Origin of the sequence: Enterocloster alcoholdehydrogenati (assembly GCF_013282095.1) — a bacterium.
GTDB classification, from domain to species: Bacteria; Bacillota; Clostridia; order Lachnospirales; family Lachnospiraceae; genus Enterocloster; species Enterocloster alcoholdehydrogenati.
In genome coordinates this window covers 1-26,069 of record NZ_BLTJ01000012.1, presented here as the reverse complement: position 1 = coordinate 26,069, position 26,069 = coordinate 1, and the positions used below count along the sequence as shown (strand labels likewise).

General features: G+C 47.6%; 25 protein-coding genes and 2 pseudogenes. 19 read left to right on the top strand and 8 right to left on the bottom strand.

Going from position 1 to position 26,069, the window contains the following annotated elements:
* Positions 1–38: 38 nt before the first annotated feature.
* The gene (locus tag HW447_RS13590) at positions 39–1,442 is read right to left on the bottom strand and encodes a family 4 glycosyl hydrolase (protein ID WP_176255683.1); all 1,404 of its coding nucleotides are present in this window, start codon (positions 1,440–1,442) and stop codon (positions 39–41) included.
* A 228-nt stretch (positions 1,443–1,670) separates the two neighbouring features.
* Here HW447_RS13590 and HW447_RS13585 point away from each other — a divergent pair, with 228 nt between their 5' ends.
* Positions 1,671–2,702 carry a helix-turn-helix transcriptional regulator gene (locus HW447_RS13585; protein WP_176255682.1) on the top strand — a complete coding sequence of 344 codons (1,032 nt, stop codon included), beginning with the start codon at positions 1,671–1,673 and terminating at the stop codon, positions 2,700–2,702.
* A gap of 81 nt (positions 2,703–2,783) precedes the next feature.
* On the opposite strand, the gene HW447_RS18535 is transcribed toward HW447_RS13585, so the two are convergent.
* The 3 genes from HW447_RS18535 to HW447_RS13575 are packed head-to-tail and all read right to left on the bottom strand — an operon-like array spanning position 2,784 to position 6,099.
* Positions 2,784–3,710, bottom strand: a complete 927-nt coding sequence (locus HW447_RS18535) for a helix-turn-helix transcriptional regulator (RefSeq protein WP_330589217.1) — start codon at positions 3,708–3,710, stop codon at positions 2,784–2,786.
* Complete coding sequence (locus tag HW447_RS18530) at positions 3,698–4,276, bottom strand: response regulator (protein ID WP_330589216.1); 579 nt, start codon at positions 4,274–4,276, stop codon at positions 3,698–3,700. Before HW447_RS18530 ends, HW447_RS18535 begins: the two co-directional genes overlap by 13 nt.
* The gene (locus HW447_RS13575) at positions 4,270–6,099 is read right to left on the bottom strand and encodes a sensor histidine kinase (RefSeq protein ID WP_176255681.1); all 1,830 of its coding nucleotides are present in this window, start codon (positions 6,097–6,099) and stop codon (positions 4,270–4,272) included. Before HW447_RS13575 ends, HW447_RS18530 begins: the two co-directional genes overlap by 7 nt.
* Before the next feature lie 299 nt (positions 6,100–6,398).
* Here HW447_RS13575 and HW447_RS13570 point away from each other — a divergent pair, with 299 nt between their 5' ends.
* The 6 genes from HW447_RS13570 to HW447_RS13545 all read left to right on the top strand — a co-directional run bounded on the left by HW447_RS13570 (position 6,399) and on the right by HW447_RS13545 (position 12,101).
* Entirely contained in the window at positions 6,399–7,757 is a 1,359-nt protein-coding gene (locus HW447_RS13570) for an ABC transporter substrate-binding protein (protein WP_176255680.1), read from the top strand.
* A 101-nt stretch (positions 7,758–7,858) separates the two neighbouring features.
* The gene (locus HW447_RS13565) at positions 7,859–8,749 is read left to right on the top strand and encodes a carbohydrate ABC transporter permease (RefSeq protein WP_176255679.1); all 891 of its coding nucleotides are present in this window, start codon (positions 7,859–7,861) and stop codon (positions 8,747–8,749) included.
* A 3-nt stretch (positions 8,750–8,752) separates the two neighbouring features.
* Entirely contained in the window at positions 8,753–9,598 is an 846-nt protein-coding gene (locus HW447_RS13560) for a carbohydrate ABC transporter permease (RefSeq protein ID WP_176255678.1), read from the top strand.
* A gap of 51 nt (positions 9,599–9,649) precedes the next feature.
* The gene (locus HW447_RS13555; RefSeq protein WP_176255677.1) at positions 9,650–10,696 is read left to right on the top strand and encodes a glycoside hydrolase family 88/105 protein; all 1,047 of its coding nucleotides are present in this window, start codon (positions 9,650–9,652) and stop codon (positions 10,694–10,696) included.
* Positions 10,697–11,127: 431 nt separating this feature from the next.
* The gene (locus tag HW447_RS13550; protein ID WP_176255676.1) at positions 11,128–11,544 is read left to right on the top strand and encodes an HIT family protein; all 417 of its coding nucleotides are present in this window, start codon (positions 11,128–11,130) and stop codon (positions 11,542–11,544) included.
* 20 nt (positions 11,545–11,564) lie between these two features.
* A complete protein-coding gene (locus HW447_RS13545) occupies positions 11,565–12,101 on the top strand; it encodes an RNA polymerase sigma factor (protein ID WP_176255765.1) in 537 nt (178 codons plus the stop codon).
* A 121-nt stretch (positions 12,102–12,222) separates the two neighbouring features.
* On the opposite strand, the gene HW447_RS13540 is transcribed toward HW447_RS13545, so the two are convergent.
* On the bottom strand, positions 12,223–13,293 hold the full coding sequence (locus tag HW447_RS13540) for an undecaprenyldiphospho-muramoylpentapeptide beta-N-acetylglucosaminyltransferase (protein ID WP_176255675.1): 1,071 nt from the start codon (positions 13,291–13,293) through the stop codon (positions 12,223–12,225).
* Positions 13,294–13,403: 110 nt separating this feature from the next.
* Here HW447_RS13540 and HW447_RS13535 point away from each other — a divergent pair, with 110 nt between their 5' ends.
* From HW447_RS13535 to HW447_RS18430, 9 genes and pseudogenes are all read left to right on the top strand, one after another.
* The gene (locus HW447_RS13535; RefSeq protein WP_176255674.1) at positions 13,404–14,177 is read left to right on the top strand and encodes a DUF4367 domain-containing protein; all 774 of its coding nucleotides are present in this window, start codon (positions 13,404–13,406) and stop codon (positions 14,175–14,177) included.
* A gap of 18 nt (positions 14,178–14,195) precedes the next feature.
* Positions 14,196–14,711, top strand: a complete 516-nt coding sequence (locus HW447_RS13530) for a DUF6147 family protein (RefSeq protein WP_176255673.1) — start codon at positions 14,196–14,198, stop codon at positions 14,709–14,711.
* A 39-nt stretch (positions 14,712–14,750) separates the two neighbouring features.
* Entirely contained in the window at positions 14,751–15,179 is a 429-nt protein-coding gene (locus tag HW447_RS13525) for a hypothetical protein (protein ID WP_176255672.1), read from the top strand.
* Between the two features lie 363 nt (positions 15,180–15,542).
* Positions 15,543–16,457, top strand: a complete 915-nt coding sequence (locus HW447_RS13520) for a phosphate ABC transporter substrate-binding protein (protein ID WP_176255671.1) — start codon at positions 15,543–15,545, stop codon at positions 16,455–16,457.
* Between the two features lie 28 nt (positions 16,458–16,485).
* Positions 16,486–17,421, top strand: a complete 936-nt coding sequence (gene pstC / locus HW447_RS13515) for a phosphate ABC transporter permease subunit PstC (protein ID WP_176255670.1) — start codon at positions 16,486–16,488, stop codon at positions 17,419–17,421.
* The gene (gene pstA / locus HW447_RS13510) at positions 17,411–18,313 is read left to right on the top strand and encodes a phosphate ABC transporter permease PstA (protein WP_176255669.1); all 903 of its coding nucleotides are present in this window, start codon (positions 17,411–17,413) and stop codon (positions 18,311–18,313) included. Before pstC ends, pstA begins: the two co-directional genes overlap by 11 nt.
* A gap of 18 nt (positions 18,314–18,331) precedes the next feature.
* A complete protein-coding gene (pstB, locus tag HW447_RS13505; protein ID WP_176255668.1) occupies positions 18,332–19,093 on the top strand; it encodes a phosphate ABC transporter ATP-binding protein PstB in 762 nt (253 codons plus the stop codon).
* A gap of 41 nt (positions 19,094–19,134) precedes the next feature.
* Positions 19,135–19,797, top strand: a complete 663-nt coding sequence (phoU, locus tag HW447_RS13500; RefSeq protein ID WP_176255667.1) for a phosphate signaling complex protein PhoU — start codon at positions 19,135–19,137, stop codon at positions 19,795–19,797.
* Positions 19,798–19,992: 195 nt separating this feature from the next.
* Positions 19,993–20,475: pseudogene (locus HW447_RS18430) on the top strand (phosphatase PAP2 family protein); the annotation flags it as partial.
* Positions 20,476–20,535: 60 nt separating this feature from the next.
* Here the strand turns inward: HW447_RS18430 and fsa are convergent.
* The 3 genes from fsa to HW447_RS13480 all read right to left on the bottom strand — a co-directional run bounded on the left by fsa (position 20,536) and on the right by HW447_RS13480 (position 23,508).
* A complete protein-coding gene (fsa, locus tag HW447_RS13490) occupies positions 20,536–21,189 on the bottom strand; it encodes a fructose-6-phosphate aldolase (protein WP_176255666.1) in 654 nt (217 codons plus the stop codon).
* A gap of 348 nt (positions 21,190–21,537) precedes the next feature.
* Positions 21,538–22,287 (bottom strand): DeoR/GlpR family DNA-binding transcription regulator, encoded by a 750-nt coding sequence (locus tag HW447_RS13485; RefSeq protein WP_176255665.1) that lies wholly within the window; start codon positions 22,285–22,287, stop codon positions 21,538–21,540.
* Positions 22,288–22,371: 84 nt separating this feature from the next.
* Positions 22,372–23,508 (bottom strand): glycoside hydrolase family 88/105 protein, encoded by a 1,137-nt coding sequence (locus tag HW447_RS13480; RefSeq protein WP_176255664.1) that lies wholly within the window; start codon positions 23,506–23,508, stop codon positions 22,372–22,374.
* A gap of 457 nt (positions 23,509–23,965) precedes the next feature.
* On the opposite strand from HW447_RS13480, the gene HW447_RS13475 reads away from it, so the two are divergent.
* The 3 genes and pseudogenes from HW447_RS13475 to HW447_RS13465 all read left to right on the top strand — a co-directional run.
* Complete coding sequence (locus HW447_RS13475) at positions 23,966–25,342, top strand: ABC transporter substrate-binding protein (RefSeq protein WP_176255663.1); 1,377 nt, start codon at positions 23,966–23,968, stop codon at positions 25,340–25,342.
* Between the two features lie 201 nt (positions 25,343–25,543).
* Entirely contained in the window at positions 25,544–25,846 is a 303-nt protein-coding gene (locus tag HW447_RS13470; protein WP_176255662.1) for a hypothetical protein, read from the top strand.
* 27 nt (positions 25,847–25,873) lie between these two features.
* Positions 25,874–26,069: pseudogene (locus tag HW447_RS13465) on the top strand (sugar ABC transporter permease); the annotation flags it as partial.

Here is a 26,069-nt window from a genome sequence, read left to right as displayed (position 1 = left end):
AATCCCCCCCCATTGTTGTTTGCAGTTCAGATAGGCCTTTACAGCCTCCAGCCTTCAGGCAGATAAGCCTTTGTATTTTGAAGCATATCATGTACCAGGGTACGTATGTCCTCTTTGGAGAGAGCTTTTCCCTTTACAATGGGATCATTCATAAAGGCCTCTGCCACCAGGTTTTCATCGCAGGTTAGAGCTGCCTTTAAGATCCGATCATGGTTTTTGATATGGGGCATAATCAGGTCTTTTACATTCGCAGGAAGCGCGCCTGCGGCTACAGGGTGGATGCTGTCGCGGTCAAAGAGGGCGTTTGTCTCTACCAGAGCGTCAGCGGGCAGGTTGGAGATCTGAAGGGCGCTGTTGGGGATATTTACATTGCTTACGACGCGTTCCAGACCGCAGAGAGCCTTAATCAAAAGGATTCCCTCTTCACCGGTAGGCTCCAGCTGGATGTTTTCTTCGCCGGAGGCCAGTCTGCGGCTGCGTTTAAGACGCTTTCTCAAATCCTCTTTGCGCCAGTCTACGGTGGTCAGGCCGAACTTCCAGGCGGCTGCAGTTTCAGGATCATTCAGATATTCATTTCCGGGCATAAACTCAGCCAGATGGCGGTCTCCGGCGGCGGCAATCAGGCCGTAGCGCTTAAAGAGATCCATTTTTACACGATGGGCGCACTGGAAGGAGGAGTTCATCCAGTTTTCTCCCTGCAGTTCATAGCCTTCTGCAAAATGGCTGTCAATATAGCGTCTGTAGATCGGGAACAGGTCGTTCCCCTTATAGCTGGCTTCGGTAAACCATGTGAAATGATTGATTCCAACTACATTTACATGGACATCGTGCCAGTCGTCCGCGGTGTCGCCGGTTTCTGCCTCGTAGATGCCTTTAAGCACTTTCTGGGTGCCAAATACCTCGTGGCAGCAGCCAAAGGCCTTAATTTCCGGGAATATGTGGTACAGTGTCTTGACGCACAGGGACATGGGATTGGTGTAGTTGATGACCCAGCAGTTGGGGGCATAGGCCTTAATGGATTCTGCAATTTCCACAAACATGGGGATCGTGCGCAGGGCGCGGATCATCCCGCCGGGTCCGGCAGTGTCGCCGACAGACTGGTAGATTCCCAGACGTTCCGGAAGATGGACATCAGAGGCCATCTCATCAAATGTGCCGGGAAGAATAGAGATCACGGCAAAATCGCAGCCGGTGAGAGCTTCCTTAAGGCTGTTTTTCACCTCAAATTTCCAGTCACCCCCTGCGTCCTCGCGGCTCATAAGACGATTGCCGATGACTGCATTGTTTTCGGCAGCGCTGCGGTCAATGTCATAAAGACGGATGGTTCCGCTGATCTGTTCATCCAGGGCAAGATCAGTCATAAAGGTCCAGGCCCAGCCTCTGGAACCGCCCCCGATGTAAGCGATTTGAATGTCGGAAACTTTGTTTTTGCTGTAGTTCATGAATTGCACCCTCCTGCAAAATATGATACGCTGCGCCTGGTTTTAAGGCCACACGCAACTTGCTTTTGATAGGTATTGTACCGAATAGGGGTGTTAATTGCTAATAAAATCAGCCATTTTTTAAAAAAAATTATCTTATCAGATACAAATATAGGGGGACAGGGAAGAAACAGCGAAAAAATTGTGGTATACTACAGTCAAAAACAGATTTGGCCAAAGGAGCAGGATATGGAAATAAAAGGAAGTTTATCTGAGAAAACGGCCCGGACAACAGCCTCTTATCTGGAGACGTCTTTGGATGCAGCAGATACGGTTTACCTCCCCGCCTGCCAGATTCCATGCGGACAGGAAATCCTGTTTCAGGGAGAGATACCCGGTATTTTCGCAGAAGAGGCGGTGAGAAACCACAGCTTTTCCATGGTCAGCCGCCATTTTCACGAGAGTCTTGAGCTTTATTTTCTTCTGGAAGGTGAGCGCTTTTATTTTGTAGAACAGGACACTTATCATGTAAGGGATCATATGGGGATTTTAGTGGATCAGAATCAGATCCATAAAACCTGTCCCGCAGGGACAAAGACACGCCATCATCGATTCCTCCTGCAGCTGGAGGGCAGGGCGTTAAGTGAAATTATAAGGCTTTGCGGCTTTCAGGGACTTCTGGAATTTGGAGAGCAGTACAGGGGGATCATTCATTTTTCTGAATCGGAGTGGAATCAGGTATTAAAACTGCTGGAAAGGATTAAATCTGAGCTGAGCTGCATTGGAACTTCAGAAAGGTTCTCCGGATCAGAGGCGGAAAAAAGAGCGGCAGAAGGCATGATCCGCCTCTATACAGCCCAGCTTCTCCTTCTTCTGATCCGTGTAAGGAGCAGGGAGGAAGCACAAGGCTGGAAGGAGCCCAGACAAAGCAGTCTGGTGCATACGGGAATGTATCAGAAGGTTCATGAAATTGCTATCTATTTGCAGAATAACTCGGCCAGAAAGCTGTGTCTGGACGATCTGGCAGCCCATTTTTTTATCAGTCGTTCCTACCTGACCCGGATTTTCCGCACGGTGACCGGATTCACGGTCAGTGAATATCAAAATATCTGCCGGATAAAAAAAGCCCAGATACTGCTTAGGGAAACCTCTATGTCTATCACTGAGATTTCCATGGAGACTGGTTTTGGAAGCCTTCCATACTTTGAAAGGGTATTTCGTCAGACTGCCGCCCAGACGCCTCTTCAATACAGGCAGAGTGTCAGGAAACGCGTTAATTAGCATCAGCCGGCTGTATGGGCAAATTCATACAGCGGCGCGCCGGAGACTCTGGGAAAGGAGAAATGTGAAAAACGCCGTCCGTCATCCCTCTCCGTGAAGCCTGGCCGCATATGCGCTTGGGGTTACTCCTGTGTTTTTCTTAAAGAGCTGAGAGAAATACTGAGGATTATTTCCGCAGCCCACCTGTTCCGCCACCGTCTGGATCTTATCGCTTCCCGCAGAAACCAGAAGTTTCTTGGCCCGTTCGATGCGGACGCTGGTTAAATAGTTGGAGAACCTGGTGCCGGTTTCCTTCTGGAATTTTTTGCTCACATAATCGGTATTCATAAACAGATGCTGTTCAGCAATTCCCTTTAACGTAAGGTTGGGATCGGAAAGATGCTGGTCTACATAATCACGGATCTGCTTTGTCATAGCGCTGACAGCTGATTTTTCGGGTTTGGCAGACAGGAGTGTTCTTAGCTTTTCGACCAGAGTAAGCTTTAATGGTTCCAGCTGGGTCTCATGGGTTACATTAAGGAGCCATTCTGTCAGCTCTACGGTGGAAAGACGGCTGTCAGCAGCAGAGATTGCCAACATAAGGGAATTGGACAGCTGTTTTAAAAAGGACAAATCTGTTACCTCGGACAGAAGGCTGATCAGGCTGTCCGTATTCTCTGTGCTGCCGCTTTGAAGAGACGCGGACAGCTGCTTATTTGCCTCATCCATAATAAAGCTGTAATTGCAGCTGGACAGAATGTGAAAGTCATTTATGTAGTAGATCATGCTGAACCGTCTAACCTTATCCAGAGCAGTCTGCAGGAGACTTTGAAGATTTTTAAAAGACAGATCCTCTGTTTCCAGAGATGCGCTGTGTCCGGCAAGCCGCATATGGGAAAAAAAGTGGGACATATCCTGATAATTTCCCGCAAATTCCTTAAAGAAAAGCATCAGAGTATAGTTGACGTAGATCCCGTGGATGGTTACCTGGGGGAACCGGTTTTTGGCATACTGTTTTAGCTGCTGCAAAAATTCTTCCAGATTCTCAAACCCCAGAAAAAATATATAAAACAGGTGATAAGAGGAAAAGTAAAAGTCCATATATGGATCGTAGGCCTGCATGATTTCATCATAGGGGCGGTTCTGACAGACCGCATGGTAAAGATCACATTGTGGCGGATGCTGTTCAGGGCGGGATAGGAGCGTTCTGAACTGTTTTTGCGGTAGCAGTCCTGGGCGATGTCCCTAATGCTTTCCAGAATGTGTATTTCACTGCAGGGCTTGAGCAGGTAGTGACGGACGCCGTACTTCATAGCTGCCTTGGCATATTCAAACTCTCCATAGCCGGAGAGAATGATAAACTGGGTATTTAGGTCTGTCTCATAAATGCGCCGGATCAGTTCTAAGCCGTCCATTCCGGGCATACGGATATCTGTGAGCACAATATCCGGCGACTCGTCCAGGATCATGTCATAGGCCTCCAGGCCGTTTCTGCACAGCCCCACAAGTTCAATATCGTATTTTTTCCAGTCAATGATGGTGGAAATGGTTTCCCGGATGATGCGTTCATCATCGGCAATGATCAGTTTCAGCATGATACAGGTTCCTCCGTGCAGTATGGGATGATAATGGCGGCGACTGCGCAGTCCTCTTCGTTATAAAGAGACAGGCCGTATGCATCGCCAAACAGAAGTTTAATACGTTTGTCAATGTTTAAAAGTCCGATACCGGAACGATTCGGCTGTTTCCTTTCCGTGCGGAGAAGCTCCAGCAGGTTATCGTCAAAGGCGGATCCGCTGTTTTTGACCAGAATCCGCAGCCGGGGAGTGGAATTGCAAGCATCCTCTGGGATTGCTTCTGCCATAATGGTGATATAGCAGGTTTCCATGATCTCTTCCAGGGCGTAGTGAATGGAATTTTCCACCAGAGGCTGCAAAGTAAGAGGTGGAATCAGGGCGTCTTTTACGTGCTCCGGTATCTGTGTGCGGTAGTCCAGCCGTTCCTCAAACCGGATTTGCTGTATGGTGATGTAGCATTGGATGAGATTCAGCTCATAGGAGAGTGTGACAAGGGACTTTTTGTTGCTTAAGGCGGCTCGCAAAAGAGCTCCCAAAGACTCTGTCATCAGGGAGATCTCCCGGTTTCCTGCTGCCTTTGCCCTCCAGTTGATGGATTCCAGGGTGTTGTAGAGGAAATGGGGATTGATCTGTGATTCCAGCGCCTTGATCTGAGCCTCGCGTGCCAGGATTTCATTGACATAATTGGTGTTTACAAGGTGCTGAATCCTCTCGGTCATGCGTTCAAAGCATTGATGGAGGCGGCCGATTTCATCTTTGCGGTAGGCGTAGTCAGAATCGTATTTTGTGCTTAAAAGGGCAGCTTCGTTCCGGCTGAACGTATCCATTTTTCCGATCAGGATATTGAAGTGCTTTAAAATCGAGCGGATCAGGCAGTAGGATATTACAACGATCAGGATTACGCCCGCGAACAGCATAAAAAAGATAAAAGCCATGGAGGAATGGAGAGTGCGGGTAATCTCATCATAGGATACCAGACTGTAATAATCCAGCCCATAGTCAGGGATGGTGTTGCGTACTGTGAAATAGGAGTGGGAATCCAGCGTCAGAGTCTGGTATTTTTCCAGAGAGGAGGAGACAATCTTTTCTATTTCTTCTCTGGAAAATGCTTCTGGCACATAGATTTGGCTGTTCCCGGTGCAGAGGATGTACTGGCTGTCGGAAAACTGGGCGGCGGCCGCATTGGCCTTGCGTATGATCTGATTCAGATCGACATAGATGATCAGAGTTCCCAGATGACTTAAATCAACGTTGTCTATTTTGCGGATTTCACGGCTCATCAGAAGGGCATTGCTGCCGGGATCTGCCGGAATCCAGGCTGCAGCGCCCTTTTTACCTTCTGCCGCACGGACGGCTGCCTGCAGGCTTTCCTGAGAAAGCTTGTTTTTCCATACAGTATAGGTGGAGTTATGAAAATGGTCATTTTGTATCATCAGAAAGGAAACGCCGTTATCCTTCACGGAGGAATGGTACATCTGCAGGGAATTGTTTATGATCCTGTTTGCATTGGTCCAGGCAGCCCGGTCATCTGATTCGGCAATATCTGAGAGAGAGGACTGGATTTCCGGCGCTGCAATAATGGAGGAGGATACTGCCTCGATGCTTTTTAGGCTGTCAGAAATTGTATAGGCAGAGTGGGTCAGGTTGCCAGCGGTGGTTTGGTAAAGCAGCCTATTGTAGGCCGCGGCACACAGGCACAGGCTTAAGAGGGAGAGGACTACGATGAGGAAAACATTGTTTAAGACGATAAACAGCATTTTCTGAAACAGGGGAAGATTATTTAATTTATACCGGATGGTTCGGCCTATGGAGCCTGAAAAGCGTTTCAGAGAGTGCGCCATATGTAAGTCCCCCTTTCGGAAACAGAGCTTTTAATGAAAAGATTCGGCAGAGAGGGATAAAAAACCCCGCTGCAGGTACAGCTTAAGTATACATTTAAATCAGAAGTTATGCAATCAATACAGAAAACAGGTCTGTTTTGTGAACACGAATGTCGGTTTTACTTATTACAGAATATGGAAGAGGGAGCGTATAATAAAACTGACAGTTCAGTAAAGATGGATGTGTACAGAGTCAATGGATCATGAAAGAAACTGGCCAATGCTCTGTGTACACTGCGAGGACAGGAGGGTATATTTTTATGAAAAAGAGAAGCATTGCATTAGTGATGGCCGGATTGATGACCGCTGTGAGCCTTGCCGGATGCGCAGGAAATTCTTCATCAGATACAGCTGATGCCGGGGGTGCAAAGACTGAGGCGGCCGGTTCGGGAACGGAAACAGGCGGCCAAAAGAGCCTGACCGTTGCGTGGTGGGGCAACCAGGTTCGCAACGAGAGAACGCAGGAGGCTCTGGATAAATATTCAGAGTTAAATCCGGGAGTAACTCTGGATGGACAGTTCTCTGAGTGGGGGGATTACTGGAATAAGCTGGCAACGGCGTCCGCGGGAAATTCTCTTCCTGATGTGATCCAGATGGATTACGCATATCTGGATCAGTATGCACAGAACAATCTGCTCTTAGACCTGACGCCTTATTTGGAGAATGGAACGCTTAATCTGGATGACGCTAACCAGGATGTATTAAATTCAGGAAAAGTAAATGGAAAGCTTTATGCGGTGCCCATTGGAATCAATGCTCCGTCTTTACTGTATAACAAGGCAGTGACAGATGCTGCAGGCGTAACCATTAAAGATAATATGACGCTGGATGAGTTCATTCAGGCCTGCAGGACCATCAGGGAAAAGACGGGATACCGTACCAATATGGCATACGGCGTTACTCAGGAAATTGTTCAGTACATGATTCGCGCAAACGGACATTCCATGTACGGCGAAGGCAGATTAAATGTAGAAAGTGCAGACGAATTCGTTCCTATGTTCAAAGTATTTGAGGATGGCGTAAAGGAGGGATGGCACGTAGACCCCAGTATTTATGCGGAGATCACCCCAGGCTCTGTAGAGCAGGATCCCTTTGTTTACGGCGCAAGTGAGGATTCCAGATCCTGGTGCGTATTCTGCTGGTCTAATCAGATAGGCGCGTATGAAAACTGCAAGCCGGAGGATATGCCTGAGATCGGCATCACTACCTGGCCGTCCGCAGATCCGGCTAAGTCCGACTTCCTAAAGCCGGCGCAGTTTTTCTCCGTATCTGCCAATACAGCAAATCCGGAAGAGGCAGTCAAGATCATCGATTACTGGACCAATAGCATGGATGCCAACAATATACTCCTGGCTGAGCGAGGTGTGCCGCTGTCTGAAAAGGTAGCCGATGAACTGTCACCCAGTCTTGAGCCGGCCATTCAGGACAGCATTCAATTTATCAACGAAGTCGTATCTCCGGCCTCTTCACAGATCGATCCTCCGATGCCGAATGGCTCCAGCGAGGTGACAGAGCTTTTATTACAGCTGGAAGAAAAGGTAGCATATGGACAGATGACATCTGAAGAGGCAGCACAGGAACTGTTTACAAAGGGAAATGAGATTATGTCGTCCAAATAATGGGCTGTGATTTCAGCAGACAGGAATAAAACAGGTTTCTTAAGGCTCTGCCTGCTGCGTTTACACGTATGCAGGCAGAATCTTTCCGAGGAGGAAATAGGATGAATCCATTCAAAAAAGCCCTGAGCAGAGAAAGTACCGCAGGCATTATTTTTACGCTTCCCTTTACGATCGGATTTCTGCTGTTTATGATTGTTCCCATGGGAATTTCCCTTTATTACTCATTCTGCAAATATGACATTCTTTCCCCGCCTGTGTTCACGGGTCTTGATAACTTCGTGAAAATGTTTCAGGATGAAACTTTCTTTAAGGCGATTGGCGTTACCTTTTATTTTGCTCTGGTATCTGTTCCCTTAAGGCTGATATTTGCGCTGGTGGTAGCGATGCTTTTGTTAAAAAATTCAAGGATGAGCGGTTTTTACCGGGCCGCCTACTATCTTCCGTCCATTATTGGAGGATCCGTAGCCGTAGCCATCCTGTGGAAGAGAATGTTTGCCACTGACGGCGTAATAAACCGCCTGCTGGGAATGGTTGGCATTGAAACCACCTTTGCCTGGCTGGGCGAAACGAGAACCGCTATCTGGGTGCTGATTCTGCTGGCTGTATGGCAGTTTGGCTCCTCCATGCTGATCTTCCTGTCTGCCTTAAAGCAGATCTCAAGGGAACTTTATGAGGCGGCTGAGGTAGACGGGGCCAATGGGATCCAGAAATTTTTCCGTATCACCCTTCCTCTCTTGACACCGACCATTTTCTTTAACCTGGTTATGCAGATGATCAACGGTTTCCTGGCATTTACCCAGAGTTATATTATCACCCAGGGAAAGCCCATGAACTCCACTCTGTTTTATACCGTATATATGTACCAGCAGTCTTTTGAGTTCTACAACACAGGATACGGCGCAGCGCTTGCATGGGTCATGCTGGCTATCATCGGCGCAATCACCCTGATTCTGTTTGCAACTAAGAAATTCTGGGTATATGAGGAGGGATAGGCGATGAAAGAAAAAAGAGCAGTCAAGGGGGCAGTCTATCATATACTGGTATTTATTTTTGGTCTGATCATGATCTATCCCCTGGTATGGATGGTCATGAGTTCCTTTAAGCCGACCAGCACCATTTTCCAGACAGCGGGCAGTCTGATTCCTGAAACCTTTACCTTTGAAAATTATGTAAATGGCTGGAAGGGGTTTGCAAAAGTAACATTTGCAGTATTTTTCAAGAACTCTCTCTTTATTTCTGCGGCGGCTACCATCGGTACGGTGATGTCCTCCGCTGTGGCTGCCTACGGCTTTGCGAGATTTAAGTTCCGCGGAAAGAAACTTTTATTTTCCGCCATGCTCCTGTCTATGATGCTCCCGGCGCAGGTGCTGATGATCCCTCAGTATCTGTGGTATCAGAAGCTGGGATGGGTAGGCAGCTATATGCCTCTGATTGTACCGTATTTTTTTGCAATTCAGGGCTTTTTCGTATACCTGATGTCAAACTTTATTTCGGGTATCCCCAGGGATCTGGATGAGGCGGCAAAGATCGATGGCTGCTCCTATGCGGCTGTTTTTACAAAGATCATTCTGCCTTTGATCAAACCGGCTCTGGTGACCGGCGGAATATTCTCTTTCATGTGGAGATGGGACGATTTTCTCTCCGCCTTGCTGTATGTGAATAAGTCGGCCAGGTATCCGGTCAGCCTTGCGTTAAAGTTGTTTTGTGATCCTGGCTCATCCTCTGACTACGGGGCCATGTTTGCAATGGCTTCTCTTTCTATTCTTCCCTCGGTTCTGATTTTCATTTTCTTCCAGCGCTATCTGGTAGAGGGAATCAGCACTTCCGGGCTGAAGGGATGACAGAGATAAAAAGGGCCTGATGAAAAGAAGGGAGCACCGGAAAGGACGAATATGAAACTTGACTATGATAAGGCAGTGATTGAGACTGCGATTGATAAAATGGCAGAGCGCACCATGAATATGGATATGACCTGGGACTGGCCCTGCGGCGTAGCCTATTACGGTATGGCGGAGGCTTACGAGGCAACAGGGAATAAGAAATATCTGAATATTGTAAAGGAACGGGTAGACGAACTGATTTCTCTGGGACTTCCTGGCTTTACGGTGAATACCTGCTCTATGGGCCATGTGCTTTTGACCCTTTATAGGGAAACTCAGGATGAGATTTATAAAAAGATTATAGATGAAAAGCTGGATTATCTGAGCTGCAGGGCACTGCGGTTCGGGGATCATGTGCTTCAGCACACTGTTTCCGCAAACAATGATTTCCCGGAGCAATGCTGGGCGGACACCCTGTTTATGGCGGCGTTTTTCATGCTTCGCGCAGGGGTTATGTTTGACCGGACAGAGCTGGTGGATGACGCCTTAAATCAATGGTACTGGCATATTCAGTATCTTCAGAATGAGCGTACCGGCCTCTGGTATCATGGCTATGACAATATGGCGGGAAATCATATGAGCGGGTTTTACTGGGGCAGGGCCAACTGCTGGGCGGCGTTCACCATGTCACAGGTGGCTCATATCCTTCCTCAGTGTTATCTGTATCCGAAATACCTGGAGATTGTGGGAAGTCTGAATGAACAGTTGGCTGCCTTAAAGACTCTGCAGACAGAAAAGGGCCTTTGGAGAACTATTTTGGATGATCCTGAGTCTTATGAAGAGGTTTCCGCTTCCGCAGGGATTGCCGCAGCGATGGCCCTGAAGGGAAATCCTCTTCACATTAAGTATATTAACAGGGCGGTTGTGGGAGTGTTGGAAAATATTTCTGAAGATGGGAAAGTCATGAACGTGTCTGGAGGAACGGCAGTGATGAAAGACAGGGAAGGCTACCGCAGTATCTCAAAACGCTGGATTCAGGGATGGGGGCAGGGAATGGCTCTGGCATTTTTCGGAACCGTTTTAAACTATGAGAAATATACGGGCGACGGAGCGCTGTAGACGGACAGACGCAGCGTCTTTGCTTTACTGCTTCGGGCGTAAGAAGCGGAACTGGAGCCTTGTGGAAGCAGTCTGATTGATATAAGCCGATATCCGTTTATGCCCTAAATAGTTATGTTATACTGCACGATTTATGGTTGGCTCTATGTGCACTATTTACATAATTTTACAAATTGACACAAATTTTACAGGGGAAGGGGAGAATTTCTCGCCAATACAAGAATTTTACTTAACAAGCAATGGAAACTATGCTACTATATAAAGCATATCTGGAAATAATTGCTGTTCACTGCGCTGCGGGGGGAGATTATTTTCAGGTATGCTTCAAGCTGTATCTGGGACTGTGGTCTGAACGGATTCAGAAAAGTCCTTAAAGGGCAGTTTCAGAAAAATGATTGCTGCGGCGAAAGCCGCGGGAGGAGGAAATCAAAGTGACAGATGATACGTGTATTTTTTGCAAGATCGCAAACGGAGAGATACCATCAGCAACGGTATATGAGGATAATATGTTCCGGGTGATACTGGATCTTGGGCCTGCGTCAAAGGGCCATGCTCTGATCCTGCCGAAGAATCATTTTCCCGATGTATGCGGACTGGACGGGGAGACAGCTGCCAGAGTGCTTCCTCTTGGGGCAAAGATCGGCGCAGCGATGAAAAAAAGCCTGGGCTGTGCTGGATTTAATCTGGTTCAGAACAATGGAGAGGCTGCCGGACAGACGGTGATGCATTTTCATATGCACGTGATCCCGCGCTATGAGGGAGGGCCTTCAATCGTGGGCTGGACGCCGGGAACGGCATCAGGGGATGAACTTGCTCAGCTGGCACAGAGGATAAAGGACAGCTTGTAAAGACAGCGATGAGCAGAAAAATGGATGTGGAGTCCAGAGAAAAGTTTGAGGGGATGTATCTGAAGTATCAAGGGGTTTTAAGGCGTCTTGCCTATGAGTATGAAATACCTCCTGACTATATTGATGATGTAGTTCAGGATACATTCGTGTCGTTTGCTCAGTATGACTATTCTCTTGAGCAGTCGGAGCAGGGAAAGAAAATACTGCTGGGACGGATCCTCAAAAGCCGTTGTATGGATTTTCACAGAAGACTGGGGAATAAGCCCTGTCAGGATGTAGATGATGAGGATTTTATAATGGAAGAATTCAGGATACAGTCCGGGAGGCAGAGTATTCCGGACTTTGTTGCGAGCAAGGAGAGATGTTTTGCCATTCTGGAGGCCATTGAACGTATGCCGGAGAACTGGCAGCAGGTGGCAAATTTAAAGCTGATTGAAGGCAGATCCACAGAAGAGGTCTGTCAGATCCTGAATATCTCAGAAAAAGCCTGCTATTCCAGAGTGAGCCGCATCAGAAAATCTGTGGAAAAGCTTCTCAGGGACGAGAGCTGGCCATAAAAGCGGGAATCAGGTAAAGGGCGTAAAACGGAGCAGATCTGCGGACTCTACGGATGGTATCATCAGATAGAGCTTTTGCGGTCTCCGGGAGTACACAGATCTGTAAAGCAGAAGGCAGCTGTCAGGAACGGCTGGCGCAGGATTCGATCAGTGACATGACGGTTTCTACGGCATGGTTTAACTGGCTGGTCTCCATGGCCCTGATATAGGAGGCGCGGCTGGTATAGAGCTCAGTCACCGCATCACAGAGAGCGTCATCGGTGATAGCCTCTTCTTCCAGGACTTTGCTGAAACCCTGCTTTGCAAAGGAATTAGCGTTTAAGATCTGATCGCCTCGGCTGGCAGCCGCAGACAGAGGGATCAGCAGGTTGGGCTTTCTGAGGGCTAAAAGCTCGCAGATTGAGTTGGCTCCGGCACGGGATACCACGATGTCAGCAGCCGCAAAAAGGTGCTTTAAAGGAGCGTCTACGTATTCATACTGCATATAGCCTTCTGTGCTGATAAGTGATTCATCCAGATTGCCTTTTCCGCAGATATGTATGATCTGGAAGGAAGGCAGAAGGCGTGGAAGGACGCGGCGTACCGCAGTATTGACGGCTACAGAGCCCAGACTGCCGCCGATGATCAGCAGAACCGGTTTATCGCCTTTTAAATGGGTGTAGGCCAGGCCGGAGGCACGATCGCCTTTAAGAAGCTCCGCACGGATAGGGGATCCGGTGAGAATCGCCTTGTCTTTTGGAAGGTATTTTAAGGTCTCAGGGAAATTGCAGCAGACCTTTGCAGCAGAGGGGATACAGATTTTGTTTGCCAGTCCGGGGGTCATATCAGATTCATGGATAATGGTTGGGATTTTATAATGCTTTGCTGCCAGCACGACTGGCACAGCTACAAAGCCGCCCTTTGAAAATACCACATCGGGTTTATACCGTTTTAAGAGACGTCTTGCCTCAGCATAGCCCTTGATAACGCGGAATGGATCTGTGAAGTTTTTTATATCAAAATACCGGCGCAGCTTGCCTGAGGAGATCCCGTCATAGGGAATCCCAGCGTTTTCAATCAGCTTGCGCTCCATGCCCTGATAGGAACCGATATAGCGGACTTCATATCCAGCCTCTTTCAGAGAAGGAAGCAGGGCCAGATTGGGGGTAACGTGTCCGGCAGTACCGCCGCCGGTCAGAATAATTTTTTTCATAAATGGCCTCCTGAAGGTAAAACATCTACTATTATAGTAAGCATTAACTGCAAAAAGTCAACCCTAAAGCATAAGGGAACTTAAGGAGATTTGGTAAATAGAGGTGCCCCGTGGGAAAATTTTACAGTAATCAACCCAATCAGAATATTATCATGCAGAGGAAACTGGAGAAAATATGTGGTCTTTCAGACGAGCAGATCCTGAGGGAGTTTGAAAAAGCCCAGAAAAATACCCGCCCTTTGCCAATCAAACCGCCGCCTGCGGATGAGTTTGAACGCATCTGCAGGCGGGTGGAGGCAGAACGCAGGAAAATACTTACCGCTCCGCAACGGGTTAAATGGAAACGGGTGGCCGCTGTAGGACTGCTTGCGGCAGCGCTGACTGGCAGCGGATGCTTTGTGGCTTTGGGGAGAAAGTCGTATTTTTATCGGGAGAGAGAGGCTGGGGGAGGTGTTGTACTGAATAATGATTCAAATAAAGTAAGTGAGGGAGATGAGGAATTAGCTTATCAGAAAATAGAACAAATTCTGGAACAAAAACCAATTCGTTTCGGATACAGGCCTTATAAAATGAAATTTTCGGAGATCGTTATTGAAGATGGAATGGCAAAGTTACGTTTTGTTTTAGGAAAGCAAAATATATATATGATTCAATCAAAGTATGAAACAGAAGTTTCTTATCAGTATAGATCAGATTTAGTACAACAAGAGAACACTGTTTTTAATAAGTGGATTGGCAGGGATTTAAAAATATACAGTGAAGTTTTATCCAATGGTGAAATGCGATATGAGACAACCTTTATAGATGATGGAGTGTATTATAGATTTACGGCTGATATTGATGAAGAAGAATTTATAAAAATAATAGAGAATTTGACATATTAAAGTGAAAAGGAATACAAAATGAAAAAAATAATTAAAAGTTTAATTATATCATTATTAATAATACAATTAATGTCTTTAAATGTTTTGGCAGCATCTCGAAATTTACAGAAACCTGCATCACTTCAAACAAGATCTTCATTACTTCCTAAAAATAGGGATAAAGCAAAGGCAAGTGAGAGAGCAGTAGAAAGAGGAGATTTTTTTGTTGGTGCAGATGTAGTCATTTCTAACCAAGGAAATGGAGATATTGGGGGGGTAGGAACGGCGTATTTAGCAGTACCAGTAGAAGAGGTATATATTACTTTGTATTTAGATCGATATGATGAAGAGGATGGGGCTTGGTATCAAGTTACATATTATGATGCAGAATTTTACGCGAAAGATTATCCGGATGGATTAAATTATCCATCAGTAAATATAACATTTAAGAACCAGAAAAAAGGTTATTACAGAATCAGAGGCGCCTTCTCAGCTGTAAAAGACAACAAATTCGAAGGCTTCAGCCCAGTAACCGACGGTATCTGGATCGAATAATCCCACCTCGTCTACATCCACCAAGGAAGGAGCGCTCAAATGCAGAATCTAAGAGAAAAACTCCAACGCTTTATGATTGGCCGCTATGGTGCGGACGAGCTGGGACGGTTTTTGTCGTGGGTGGTTGTTTTATTGGCGCTGTTCAGCTGCTTTATCCGATCGTACTGGATCCTTTCATTTATCCGCGGTCTGCTTCTGCTGCTGCTCATCATTCTTTACGCCCGCATAATTTCCAGAGACATCTCCAGACGCAGCAGGGAAAACGAAGCTTACCTGCGCTTTCGTTTTCACATCACAGAAATCTGGAAAAAGTGGAGGTTTCGTCTGAGCGAAAGCCGAAGATACAGGATTTTTTGCTGCCCCAACTGCAAACAGAAGATCCGTATTCCCAGAAATCACGGAAAGGTAAGCATTCACTGTCCAAAATGCGGAAATGATTTCATAAAAAACACTGGGGCAAAGAAATAGTAATTATTCAGTCCTGCGATCTTCCTGCCAGACTGCCGCACATATTTCCGCACAAGTTGCCGCATGGATGAATAGTTACAAAAAATAACACAGATGTTTATATGTTTCTGTTTGAACAGTTACAATCATGTAAAACGCTGGAAGAAAGTGGTAAATCCGCTGATTCCGGCGTTTTTGCTTTGTCCGTGTATCCGACCAGGGGAATCAGCGCCCGGTTTTTATATCAATTTACATAGAATTTACAAAACTTATACCATAACTTGCTTTCTCCAAATGTAAAACTTTTGTATACTCCACAATGTAACGAGGAACACAAACACATAAAAATATAGCGCAAGGCGCAAAAAGCGGAGGAACAATATTATGAAAAAGAATGGTAAGAAGATTCTGGCAGCGGTTGGTTCTGTAGTGATGGCCGCAGGGATGCTGGCAGGCTGCGGCAGCTCTTCTGCAGAGACGACTACTGCTGCAAAGCAGACCACAAAGGCAGCAGAGCAGACAGACGCTAAGACAGAGGCGGCAAAGGAAACAGCCGACTTAAGCGGCTCCATCAGTATGGTAGGCTCGACTTCCATGGAAAAATTTGCAAATGCTCTCAGCGAGACATTTATGGAAAAATATCCAAAGGTAACAGTAACAGCTGAATTTGTTGGATCCGGCGCAGGCGTTGAAGCAGTTGCAAATGGTTCCGCAGATATTGGAAATGCCTCCAGAAACTTAAAGGATGAGGAAAAGGCAAAGGGCGTCGTTGAAAATATTGTAGCGATTGACGGAATCGCAGTTGTAGTAGATCCCTCAAACACGGTAGAAGACCTGACAAAGGATCAGCTGGCAGGTATTTATGACGGCACTGTGACAAACTGGAAGGATGTAGGCGGAAGCGACGCGCCGATCGTAGTAGTGGGCCGCGAGTCTGGTTCCGGCACCAGAACTGCCTTTGAAGAGCTGTTAAAGCTGGAGGACAAGTGCAAGTACGCCAATGAGTTAGACAGCACCGGTGCGGTAATGGCAAAGGTTGCTTCCACACCTGGAGCTATCGGCTATGTATCTTTGGACGTACTGGATGACACAGTAAAGGCATTAAAATTAGACGGATCCGAACCAACCGAGGAGAATATCAAGGCTGGAAACTACTTCTTGAGCCGTCCGTTCGTAATGGCAACCAAGGGTGAGATTTCTGAGCAGAATGATCTGGTAAAGGCCCTGTTCGATTTCATTCACTCTGAGGAAGGCACTGAGCTTGTCAAGTCCGTAGGACTGATCTCCGTAGATAAGTAATCAGATACGCGAAAGGAGACGATCTGCAATGACAACGGAAACATTTTCCATACGTTCCCATCATGGCAGCAAGTCCGGCGTTGAAAAAGCTGCACAGGTGATTTTCACCGCCTGCGGCTTTTTCGCTGTTCTGGCTGTTGCATCCATTACGTTATACATGGTGATCAGCGGTGCGCCCGCTCTGTTTCAGGTAGGAATTACCGATATCCTGTTTGGAACAGTCTGGAAGCCTGACGCTGCGGATCCCAGCTTTGGTATTTTATATGTTATTCTGACTTCCATTGTGGGAACCTTCCTTGCCATTCTGATCGGAGTTCCCATTGGCGTGATGACGGCGGTTTTCCTGGCAGAGGTAGCGCCAAAGAAGGTTGCCAATATCGTCCGTCCGGCAGTTGAGCTTTTAGCGGGTATTCCGTCTGTAATCTACGGACTGCTGGGTATCCTGATCTTAAACCCGCTGATGTATAAGCTGGAGCTGATTATTTTCAAGGGAACAGACCATCAGTTTACCGGCGGAGCCAATCTGATCTCGGCGGTGCTGGTGCTGGCCCTGATGATCCTGCCCACCGTGATCAATATCAGCGAATCGGCTCTCAGAGCCGTACCGGGGCATTTAAGAAGCGCATCCCTGGCGTTGGGGGCCACTAAGATCCAGACGATTTTTCAGGTGGTTCTTCCTGCTGCAAAGTCGGGCATCATCACAGCTATCGTCCTGGGAATCGGCCGTGCCATCGGAGAGGCCATGGCGATCAGCCTCGTATCGGGAAGCTCTGTTAATGTTCCGCTGCCCTTTAATTCCGTTCGTTTCCTTACCACTGCTATTGTGTCCGAAATGGGATACGCCTCTGGACTTCACAGGCAGGTGCTTTTTACCATCGGCCTTGTGCTGTTTGCATTTATTATGCTGATCAATATCAGCCTTACGAGAATACTTAAGAAGGGAGACCATAAAAATGACAGGTGAAGCCGCAGTTAATGTCGATGAACGTTCTGCTGTCAGAGAAAGCATTTACGGAAAACACGTCCGTTCGGCGGATGTAGCGCTTACAGGTGTGATCTACGGCTGCACAGCTATCTCCCTGCTCCTTCTGGTTGGTATTCTGGGATATACCTTTGTAAGGGGTATACCCCATGTGACCTGGTCTTTCTTAAGCACAGCCTCCAGCGCCACCAAGGGAACGGTCGGTATCCTGGGAAATATTATCAATACCCTTTATATTGTTGTGATTACGCTGCTGATCGCTACTCCGCTGGGCGTAGGCTCGGCCATTTATTTAAATGAATACGCAAAGCCGGGAAAAGTAGTGCGCGTGATCGAATTTACCACAGAAACACTGTCCGGTATCCCATCCATTATTTTTGGTCTTTTTGGAATGGTATTTTTTGGGAATACACTGGGGCTGGGATATTCTATCCTTACCGGCGCGCTGACGCTGACTCTGATGATCCTTCCGCTGATTACCCGCACAACCCAGGAGGCCTTAAAGACGGTTCCTGACAGCTACCGCCACGGCGCGCTGGGAATCGGTGCTACCAAGTGGTATATGATCCGCACGATCCTTCTGCCAAGCGCTATGCCCGGTATCATCACTGGAGTAATCCTGGCTATCGGACGTATTGTAGGAGAGTCCGCCGCGCTGCTGTTTACCGCGGGAAGCGGTTACTATCTGCCGAAAAACCTGCTTACAAAGATGTTCGAGTCCGGCGGAACGCTGACCATTCAGCTGTATCTGTTTATGCAGAAGGCAAAGTACAACGAGGCCTTCGGAGTTGCCGTCGTTCTTCTGGTGATCGTCCTGGGAATCAACGGCCTTGCAAAATATCTGTCCCATCGTTTCAACGTGGAAACGAGATAAGACCAAAGGAGAAAAACTGTGGAAAACAAGGTAAAGATCTCCACACAGAACCTGAATCTGTATTACGGAGAGAATCACGCGTTAAAAAACATAAATCTGGATCTCTATGAAAATAAGATCACTGCCTTTATTGGCCCTTCCGGCTGTGGAAAGTCTACTTATCTGAAAACTTTAAACCGTATGAACGATCTGGTTCCCAATGTAAAGATCGAGGGAACGGTGCTTCTTGACAATGAAAATATCTATGATCCTCAGGTAGATACCACCCTGCTGCGTAAAAAGGTGGGAATGGTGTTTCAGCAGCCCAATCCGTTTCCAATGAGCATCTATGATAATATCGCCTACGGCCCCAGGATCCATGGCATCCGCAATAAGGCCCAGCTGGATGAGATCGTAGAGCGCAGCTTAAAGGGCGCGGCCCTCTGGGATGAAGTTTCAGACCGTTTAAAGAAGTCGGCGCTGGGGCTTTCCGGCGGCCAGCAGCAGCGCCTGTGTATTGCAAGAGCGCTGGCAGTGGAGCCGGAGGTGCTCTTGATGGATGAGCCAACGTCCGCTCTGGATCCCATTTCCACCTTAAAGATTGAGGATCTGATGGATGATCTTAAAAATAAATATACGGTTGCCATTGTTACCCATAATATGCAGCAGGCAACGCGTATTGCTGACCATACGGCCTTCTTCCTGGTGGGAGAGGTTGTGGAGTATGCGCCTACGGATGAACTGTTTACCATGCCAAAGGACAAACGCACAGAGGACTATATTACAGGACGTTTCGGCTGATGGGATTTCTATAGCCGGAGATTGACAGAAAGGGAAATGATATGACGGTTCGCGTTACTTATGAACATGAATTAGAAGAATTAAACAAAGATTTAAGGGAAATGGCTCTGATGGTGGAAAGGGCCATTGAGCAGACCTTTGTGGCTTTTGAAGATCAGAATTATACGCTTGCTGAGGACGTGATCAAGGGAGACCGTCTGGTAAATGACATGGAGCGCTCTATTGAGTCCCGCTGCCTGTCTCTGATCCTGCGCCAGCAGCCGGTAGCCTGCGATCTGCGCCAGATCTCCACGGCATTAAAGGTGGTAACGGATCTGGAGCGCATCGGCGATCATGCTTCTGACATTGCAGAACTGATCCTGCGCATCCGCAGCGAGCACGCATATCACATCGTAAAGCACCTTCCCGCTATGGCCCAGGAGGCCCAGAAGATGGTGCATGATGCGGTTGAAGCCTTTATTACGCAGGATTTGGAGGAGGCTACCAAGATTATCCACATGGATGATGAGGTAGATAGTCTGTTTAATAAGGTGAAAAATGACGTGATCAGTCTGTTAAAGTCATCTCCGGATCAGGCTGATCAGGGAATTGATCTGCTGATGATTGCCAAGTATCTGGAACGCATCGGTGATCACGCCGTAAATGTGTGCGAATGGACGGAGTTTTCAAAGACGGGAGCCTTAAAACACGTCAGAATTATGTAAACAAATACGGATTACAGGTAATCTGCAAAAAAATACACAGGTACGAAGAGGCCGCGGCTAATCTGAGCCGGCGGCCTTTTCTGTTTCAAACGGAAAGGGGTTCATCCTGGCTTTCCGGCAGAATTATTCTGGCCGCCTGGCTTTTTACCTGGTATAATGGGTATGATAGATGTTAATCAGGAAGGAAAGAGTTAAATGAATATAGATTTTATGATATTGGATCTCATACAGAAGCATATGCGCTGTGAAATGCTGGATGCTGTGATGCCGGTCATTACAGCATTGGGAAACGGCGGGATTATATGGATCGCCATGACGGCGATCCTGCTTTGCTTTCCAAAAACACGCAGACTGGGAGCCGGTATGGCAGTCAGTCTGGCGCTTGAAGCGGTTTTATGCAATGTGATACTGAAACCGCTGGCAGCCCGCACGAGGCCCTTTGACATCCGTGCAGAAATTGTGCTTTTAATTGCCAGGCCTCATGATTATTCGTTTCCTTCCGGTCATACAGGGGCTGCCTTTGCCGCCGCGGCGGCCCTTTACTTTGGAAAGAGCCGCGGGTGGATACCAGCAGGGATACTGGCGGTCCTTATGGGCTTTTCAAGATTGTATCTTTATGTGCACTATCCGACAGACGTTCTGGGAGGAGCGCTCCTTGGAATAATCACTGGCTGTCGGTTCGCTTTTTGGAAAAAGCAGACCGCCTCTGGGGAGAAAGAAACCGCTGATATTATTCCGTCATTCCCCAAACACAGCACGGTAATCTGCCTGGAATTTGGCGATTCCCTGGTCGGTCAGCGGGTGTTTTGTCATCTGCTCCAGAACCTTATAGGGAACCGTGGCAATGTCAGCCCCGGCCTTGGCGCAGTCGATCACATGGATGGGGTTGCGCACGCTGGCAGCGATGATCTGAGCGGGAATATCGTGCATCTGGAAAATCTCGGTGATATCGCAGATCAGGTCAATACCGGGCATGGAGATATCATCCAGGCGGCCCAGGAAGGGAGACACATAGGCAACTCCTGCGCGGGCGGCCAAAAGAGCCTGGGCTGCGGAGAAAATTAGGGTCACGTTGGTTTTGATCCCTTCAGATGCCAGTACCTTTACGGCTTTGAGACCCTCAGTGGTCATGGGGATCTTTACAACCATGTTGGGATGGATGGCTGCGATCTCACGTCCTTCGGCGATCATTCCTTCTGCGTCTGTGGTGGTGGCTTTTACCTCTCCGCTGATGGGCCCGTCTACAATAGATGCGATCTCGGCAATCACTTCTTTGAAATCACGGCCCTCCTTGGCGATGAGAGAGGGATTTGTGGTAACTCCGCAGATGATCCCCATATCATTTGCTTTGCGGATGTCGTCTACATTAGCAGTGTCGATGAAAAATCTCATAAACAAAATCCTCCTCATTCCATTTTGCGGCAGCTCGCCCGATGGGCGGGTGTTAGAGGCCTGTTTTCGCCGGACGGATACAGGTCTTAAGCCCGATTTCTCTTCTTCCGGGCTGCCGCCGTGTTTGATACTGGTTTACATATCCATTATAACGCGTGTCAAAGTAATGTCAAGCAAAGTAATGCAGAAAAATGCGGTAATTTGCACAATATATCATATAAATATATTCAAGATCATAAAAAACGCATAATAACGCATGAAAACAAAGGGGATAGACGCAAAAACGCGCAAATACGCCGCCTTGAATCGCTGCAAAGCATTCATAAAAGGCGGGATGTAATGGCAGCCCTATAAAAAATCCAATCCCCGATTCCTGTATCCAAACGCCATCTCGCCCTCCACAGATCCGTCGCTGATTAACGCCGTGAATGCTTCAATACCGCATACATGATAGCGGGACACGGTGTTCAGCTTTACCGGGTCTACAAGGGCAATGACCCTTCGGGAGGAACCGATCAGCTGCCGCTTAATGCTTACTTCTTCTGGATAGGGGATCGTCATGCCGTACTCAGGATGAATAGCGTAGACCCCCATAAAGCAGAGATCCGGGTGGTAGGCGGCCGCCTGAGCGGCGGCGGTTTCTCCCACTGTGGTCATGGAATCCTTTAACAGATCTCCGCCAAGTACGATGACTCTCACCCTCTCCTTCATGGAGCACACATGAGCAATGCTGTAGCTGTTGGTCAGCACGGTCAGCTTCATATCAGAAGGGATATTTTTGGCAAACTGCAGGTTTGTGCTGCTGCCGTCGATCGCCACCAGCTGATCCGGCTCCAAAAATCCAAGAGCCCGCTCGGAAAGCTTTTGTTTCAGTTCCACATTGGCGCTTTCACGGTCAAAAAATCCGATGACCGGCCGTTCTAAGGGGATTGCACCGCCAAAGACCCGCTTTAACATTCCCTTTTGGTCTAAGTCCAGCAGATCCCGGCGTACGGTATCCTCGGATACCTGAAGGTCGGCGGCCAGCTGGCTGACTACGACCTTTCCTGAGGTGTGCAGTTTATTTAAGATCTGCGCCTGTCTTTCTTCTTTCAGCATAAATAAATTCTCCTGATCTGCAGTGTAGTTGACAAAAAAGGGGGAAAAGCGTTTTGCCTGACAGCGCCGAAGGGGCGCTGCCTCTTAACGCTCTGCTTTTTCCCGCATCATTATTTCAATATAGGCAAGGATCAGCGGAGCCACGCCCTTTGCCTCATTTTTAACAACAGGCTCTCTCATATAGTAATCAAAGGTTCCTTCCCGCATTTCCTTATTTCCAAGGCCTGCTACGAGACAGATACCGCCCAGCTGCAGCTCGCCGTTTTCCTCAGAGAGATATTTTTCGCAGATGCCGTCAAACGCCTTCCTGCCGAAAGCAAAATAGCGTTCATCCAGATAACCCAGGCGCACGCTTTTCATAATGGCATATGCGAAAATAGCAGATCCTGAGGTCTCCAGATAGTTTGGCTGGATGCGTCCGCGGTTCACTACCTGATACCACATACCGCTTTCCTGGTCCTGGTAGGGCAGCATGGCGTCGATGAGCTCCTTATAGACAGCGCCCAGCCGTGCCTTTTCTTCGGCCATCTCCTCCGGCATTACCTCCATGGTGTCAACCAGAGCCATAGCGTACCAGCCCAGAGCGCGGAGCCAGAAATTGTCGGACAGTCCGGTGACAGGATCGCACCAGAAGGCCTCTCTGGAATCATCATAGGCGTGGTAATACAGGCCGTTTCTTGTGTCGCGCATCAGGTCATACACATGGAGGAACTGCTCATAGGAATCGCGGCAGTTGGCTTTATTGTTGTATTCTACCTCATACTGCATATAGAAAGGCTGTGCCATGTAAAGTCCATCCATCCAGATCTGGTTGGGATAGATCATCTTGTGCCAGAAATTGCCCGTAGAGGTCCGGGGCTGTCCCTTTAGCTGGCTGTAAACTGTATCGATGGCTTTGCGGTATTTTTCCCGGCCTGTGAGCTTATACAGGTCAAACAGCGTCTTGCCTGCATTTACGTTGTCCAGATTGTATTCCTTCGGATCATACGACTGGATGGAGCCATCCTCGTTTACAAAATAGTTGATAAAGGAATCGGCAAATTCCAGATATTTCTTATTTCCTGTAATGTGGTACAGCTCGATGACTGCCTTGATCATACATCCGTCGATATAGTTCCAGGTGGATTTTCCGCCGCTTTTGATCTTCTCAATATTCCATACAGGGGCCTGAGGTGTGCTTTTTTCCAGTAGCTGGTCAATGTAGTTGTCTAAAATCTTCATTTTGTTCTGCGCTCTCCTTTATACATATAAAATAGTAGCATAAATGTAAGTGTTTTCAAAGACAAGGGGAATGCAAATGGGTTGTAAACGTTTGCAGTGGGAAAACGGGTAATAAATACCATTGTAATTCCATATTTCTTTGAATTGATTTAGTGAAAAATACCTTATAATATGCCCGAAGTGTTATTTTTCGCTCTGAAAACATCTTATCATAAAAAAATAAAGATTAAAACTGGGCATATTGCATAAAAATAAAGTATAAAAATGTGCACAATACATAATTGACAACTGTATGGTATGATGATATGATGAAAACATCAAAGGAAATGAGCACGTTTACTGAAAAGGTAACAAATTTGTAAACGCTTACCTATAAGAAGTGCACAGTTTCCAAAACAACGTTGCAAACCTTTGCAAAATGTGTAAGCAAAGGGGAGGAAAAGAAAGGGAGAGTAAAATGAAGAGAAATTTGAAGAAAGCAGCATCTCTGGCTCTGGCATCCACTATGGCACTGTCTTTGGCGGCCTGCGGCAGCTCTGGTTCCACAGAGACCAAGGCAGCAGATTCCAAGGCAGCTGAGGGAGACAGCAAGGCGGCTGACAGCGCGGCGAGCGGCGAGGAAGTAACACTGAAGTTCTCCTGGTGGGGCGGTGACAGCCGTCACGAGGCAACTGAGAAGGCAATCGAAGCGTTCATGGCGAAGTATCCTAATATTAAGGTAGAAGCAGAGTACGGCGCATGGAACGGCTGGGAGGAGAAGCAGGCGCTTGCAATCCAGGGAGGCAACGCGGCAGACGTAATGCAGATCAACTGGAACTGGATTACCTCCTACAGCGGCAATGGAAAGAACTTTGTAAATCTCAATGATTACAGCGATGTGATCGACTTAACACAGTTCGATCAGGATGTGCTGGATCAGTGCAAGATAGACGACAAGCTGATGGCAGTGCCGATTTCCTTAACAGGACGTCTGTTCTACTGGAATAAGACGACCTTTGACGAGGTTGGATGCGACATTCCTACCGATGAGGCATCTCTGCTGGCAGCAGGCGAGGCATTTAAGGCCAAGGGCGACGATTATTATCCTCTGGCTCTGGGCGAGTATGACCGCCAGATCTTCCTTGTTTACTATCTGGAGAGCAAGTACGGCAAGCCCTGGGTAGAAAACGGCGAGCTGCAGTATACACAGGAAGAGATCCAGGAGGGCATGGATTTCATCACAAAGCTGGAAGAGAATCATGTAATTCCTACTCTGGCAACTCTGCAGGGCGATATGGCAGACTCCATCGATAAGAATGCCAAGTGGATCAACGGTAAGTACGCAGGCATCCTTGAGTGGGATTCCTCTGTAAGCAAGTTTAAGAAAGCTATCGAAGAGAGCACCGACAAGCCAGGACAGGAACTGGTGATCGGCGAATTCCCCAAGTTTGGCGATTACAACGGCGGATTTACAAAGGTATCCATGGCATTTGCGGTTTCTGCAAACTCTGAGCATCCAAAGGAAGCAGCTATGCTGATCAACTTCCTGCTAAATGATGATGAGGGCATTGAGATCTCCGGTACAGAGAGAGGTATCCCATGCTCCAAGAAGGCCCTTGAGATCCTTAACGAGAAGGGCATCGGCGACGAGATGGTTAAGGAAGCAAACGCCAAGGTAACTTCCTACAGTAAGTTCCCTCTGGATCCATATTTTGAGCACAACGACTTAAAGGCAAATCCTGACGGCGTATACTACAAGGTATTCGGCAAGCTGTCTGCAGGACAGGAGACCTCCGCAGAGGCAGCACAGGAGCTGATAAAGGGAATCGAAGAGTGCTACAGCAACTATCAGTAAAGTGATTTTTCCTGCGCTGCGCCATCCAGATGCAAAACCGGACGCAGCAGCGCAGTGTAAGAAACGGCAGAACATAAACACGGCAGCGTCTGAAAAGGCGCTGCCCCTTTACAGGGGCCGCCGGCCATATTAGGTATCCGCTGTCCGGAGCGCTGTTTGACGACAGCGTTCCGGAAGGCCGATACATGACAGGAATGGATTATGACAGAAAAAGAAATCAGAGAAGCAGTTAAAAACAAAGAAAACTACAGCAGCATTGTTACATATTTTAAGACACTGAAAATTCTCAGCGAGACAGACCTGGCTCTGCTGATCGACATTATAGAAGAGATGTCCCCTGAGATCTATGAGCATTACAGAGCGCTTCAGGACATCTTCCGCGAAGGCATCAGAACACAGCTGGAGGGCCGTAACAGGGCCTTCAGTGAACCGCTCGCATACGCCGTGAAAAAGGGCTGCGCTACAGGCACGCTTCTGGCGGAAAAGTATGCGGACTGCGTATAAAGCACCAAATAAATGGAGGTAACCATTATGAAGAAAAAGAAAGGATTCTGGGCATTAAATATCGGCCTTCTCTACATCCTGCCCTGGCTGGTTGGGTTTATCCTGTTTAAGGTATATCCCTTCCTCTCATCCCTTTTCTACAGTTTTACAAACTATGACCTTTTCAATGGCATTACCAAGTACGGGCTGATGAACTATGAGAAGATCTTTACAGATCCCGACA

Coding starts and splice junctions, on each gene's coding strand:
- HW447_RS13485 (WP_176255665.1), bottom strand. CDS start 22,287: ATGCTGAAAGAAGAAAGACAGGCGCAGATCTTAAATAAACTGCACACC.
- HW447_RS13555 (WP_176255677.1), top strand. CDS start 9,650: ATGAAACTTGACTATGATAAGGCAGTGATTGAGACTGCGATTGATAAA.
- HW447_RS13570 (WP_176255680.1), top strand. CDS start 6,399: ATGAAAAAGAGAAGCATTGCATTAGTGATGGCCGGATTGATGACCGCT.
- HW447_RS13590 (WP_176255683.1), bottom strand. CDS start 1,442: ATGAACTACAGCAAAAACAAAGTTTCCGACATTCAAATCGCTTACATC.
- HW447_RS13585 (WP_176255682.1), top strand. CDS start 1,671: ATGGAAATAAAAGGAAGTTTATCTGAGAAAACGGCCCGGACAACAGCC.
- HW447_RS13475 (WP_176255663.1), top strand. CDS start 23,966: ATGAAGAGAAATTTGAAGAAAGCAGCATCTCTGGCTCTGGCATCCACT.
- HW447_RS13560 (WP_176255678.1), top strand. CDS start 8,753: ATGAAAGAAAAAAGAGCAGTCAAGGGGGCAGTCTATCATATACTGGTA.
- HW447_RS13520 (WP_176255671.1), top strand. CDS start 15,543: ATGAAAAAGAATGGTAAGAAGATTCTGGCAGCGGTTGGTTCTGTAGTG.
- HW447_RS13525 (WP_176255672.1), top strand. CDS start 14,751: ATGCAGAATCTAAGAGAAAAACTCCAACGCTTTATGATTGGCCGCTAT.
- HW447_RS13545 (WP_176255765.1), top strand. CDS start 11,565: ATGGATGTGGAGTCCAGAGAAAAGTTTGAGGGGATGTATCTGAAGTAT.
- HW447_RS13565 (WP_176255679.1), top strand. CDS start 7,859: ATGAATCCATTCAAAAAAGCCCTGAGCAGAGAAAGTACCGCAGGCATT.
- HW447_RS13540 (WP_176255675.1), bottom strand. CDS start 13,293: ATGAAAAAAATTATTCTGACCGGCGGCGGTACTGCCGGACACGTTACC.
- HW447_RS13575 (WP_176255681.1), bottom strand. CDS start 6,099: ATGGCGCACTCTCTGAAACGCTTTTCAGGCTCCATAGGCCGAACCATC.
- HW447_RS13470 (WP_176255662.1), top strand. CDS start 25,544: ATGACAGAAAAAGAAATCAGAGAAGCAGTTAAAAACAAAGAAAACTAC.
- pstC (WP_176255670.1), top strand. CDS start 16,486: ATGACAACGGAAACATTTTCCATACGTTCCCATCATGGCAGCAAGTCC.
- phoU (WP_176255667.1), top strand. CDS start 19,135: ATGACGGTTCGCGTTACTTATGAACATGAATTAGAAGAATTAAACAAA.
- HW447_RS13480 (WP_176255664.1), bottom strand. CDS start 23,508: ATGAAGATTTTAGACAACTACATTGACCAGCTACTGGAAAAAAGCACA.
- HW447_RS13530 (WP_176255673.1), top strand. CDS start 14,196: ATGAAAAAAATAATTAAAAGTTTAATTATATCATTATTAATAATACAA.
- fsa (WP_176255666.1), bottom strand. CDS start 21,189: ATGAGATTTTTCATCGACACTGCTAATGTAGACGACATCCGCAAAGCA.
- pstA (WP_176255669.1), top strand. CDS start 17,411: ATGACAGGTGAAGCCGCAGTTAATGTCGATGAACGTTCTGCTGTCAGA.
- HW447_RS18530 (WP_330589216.1), bottom strand. CDS start 4,276: ATGCTGAAACTGATCATTGCCGATGATGAACGCATCATCCGGGAAACC.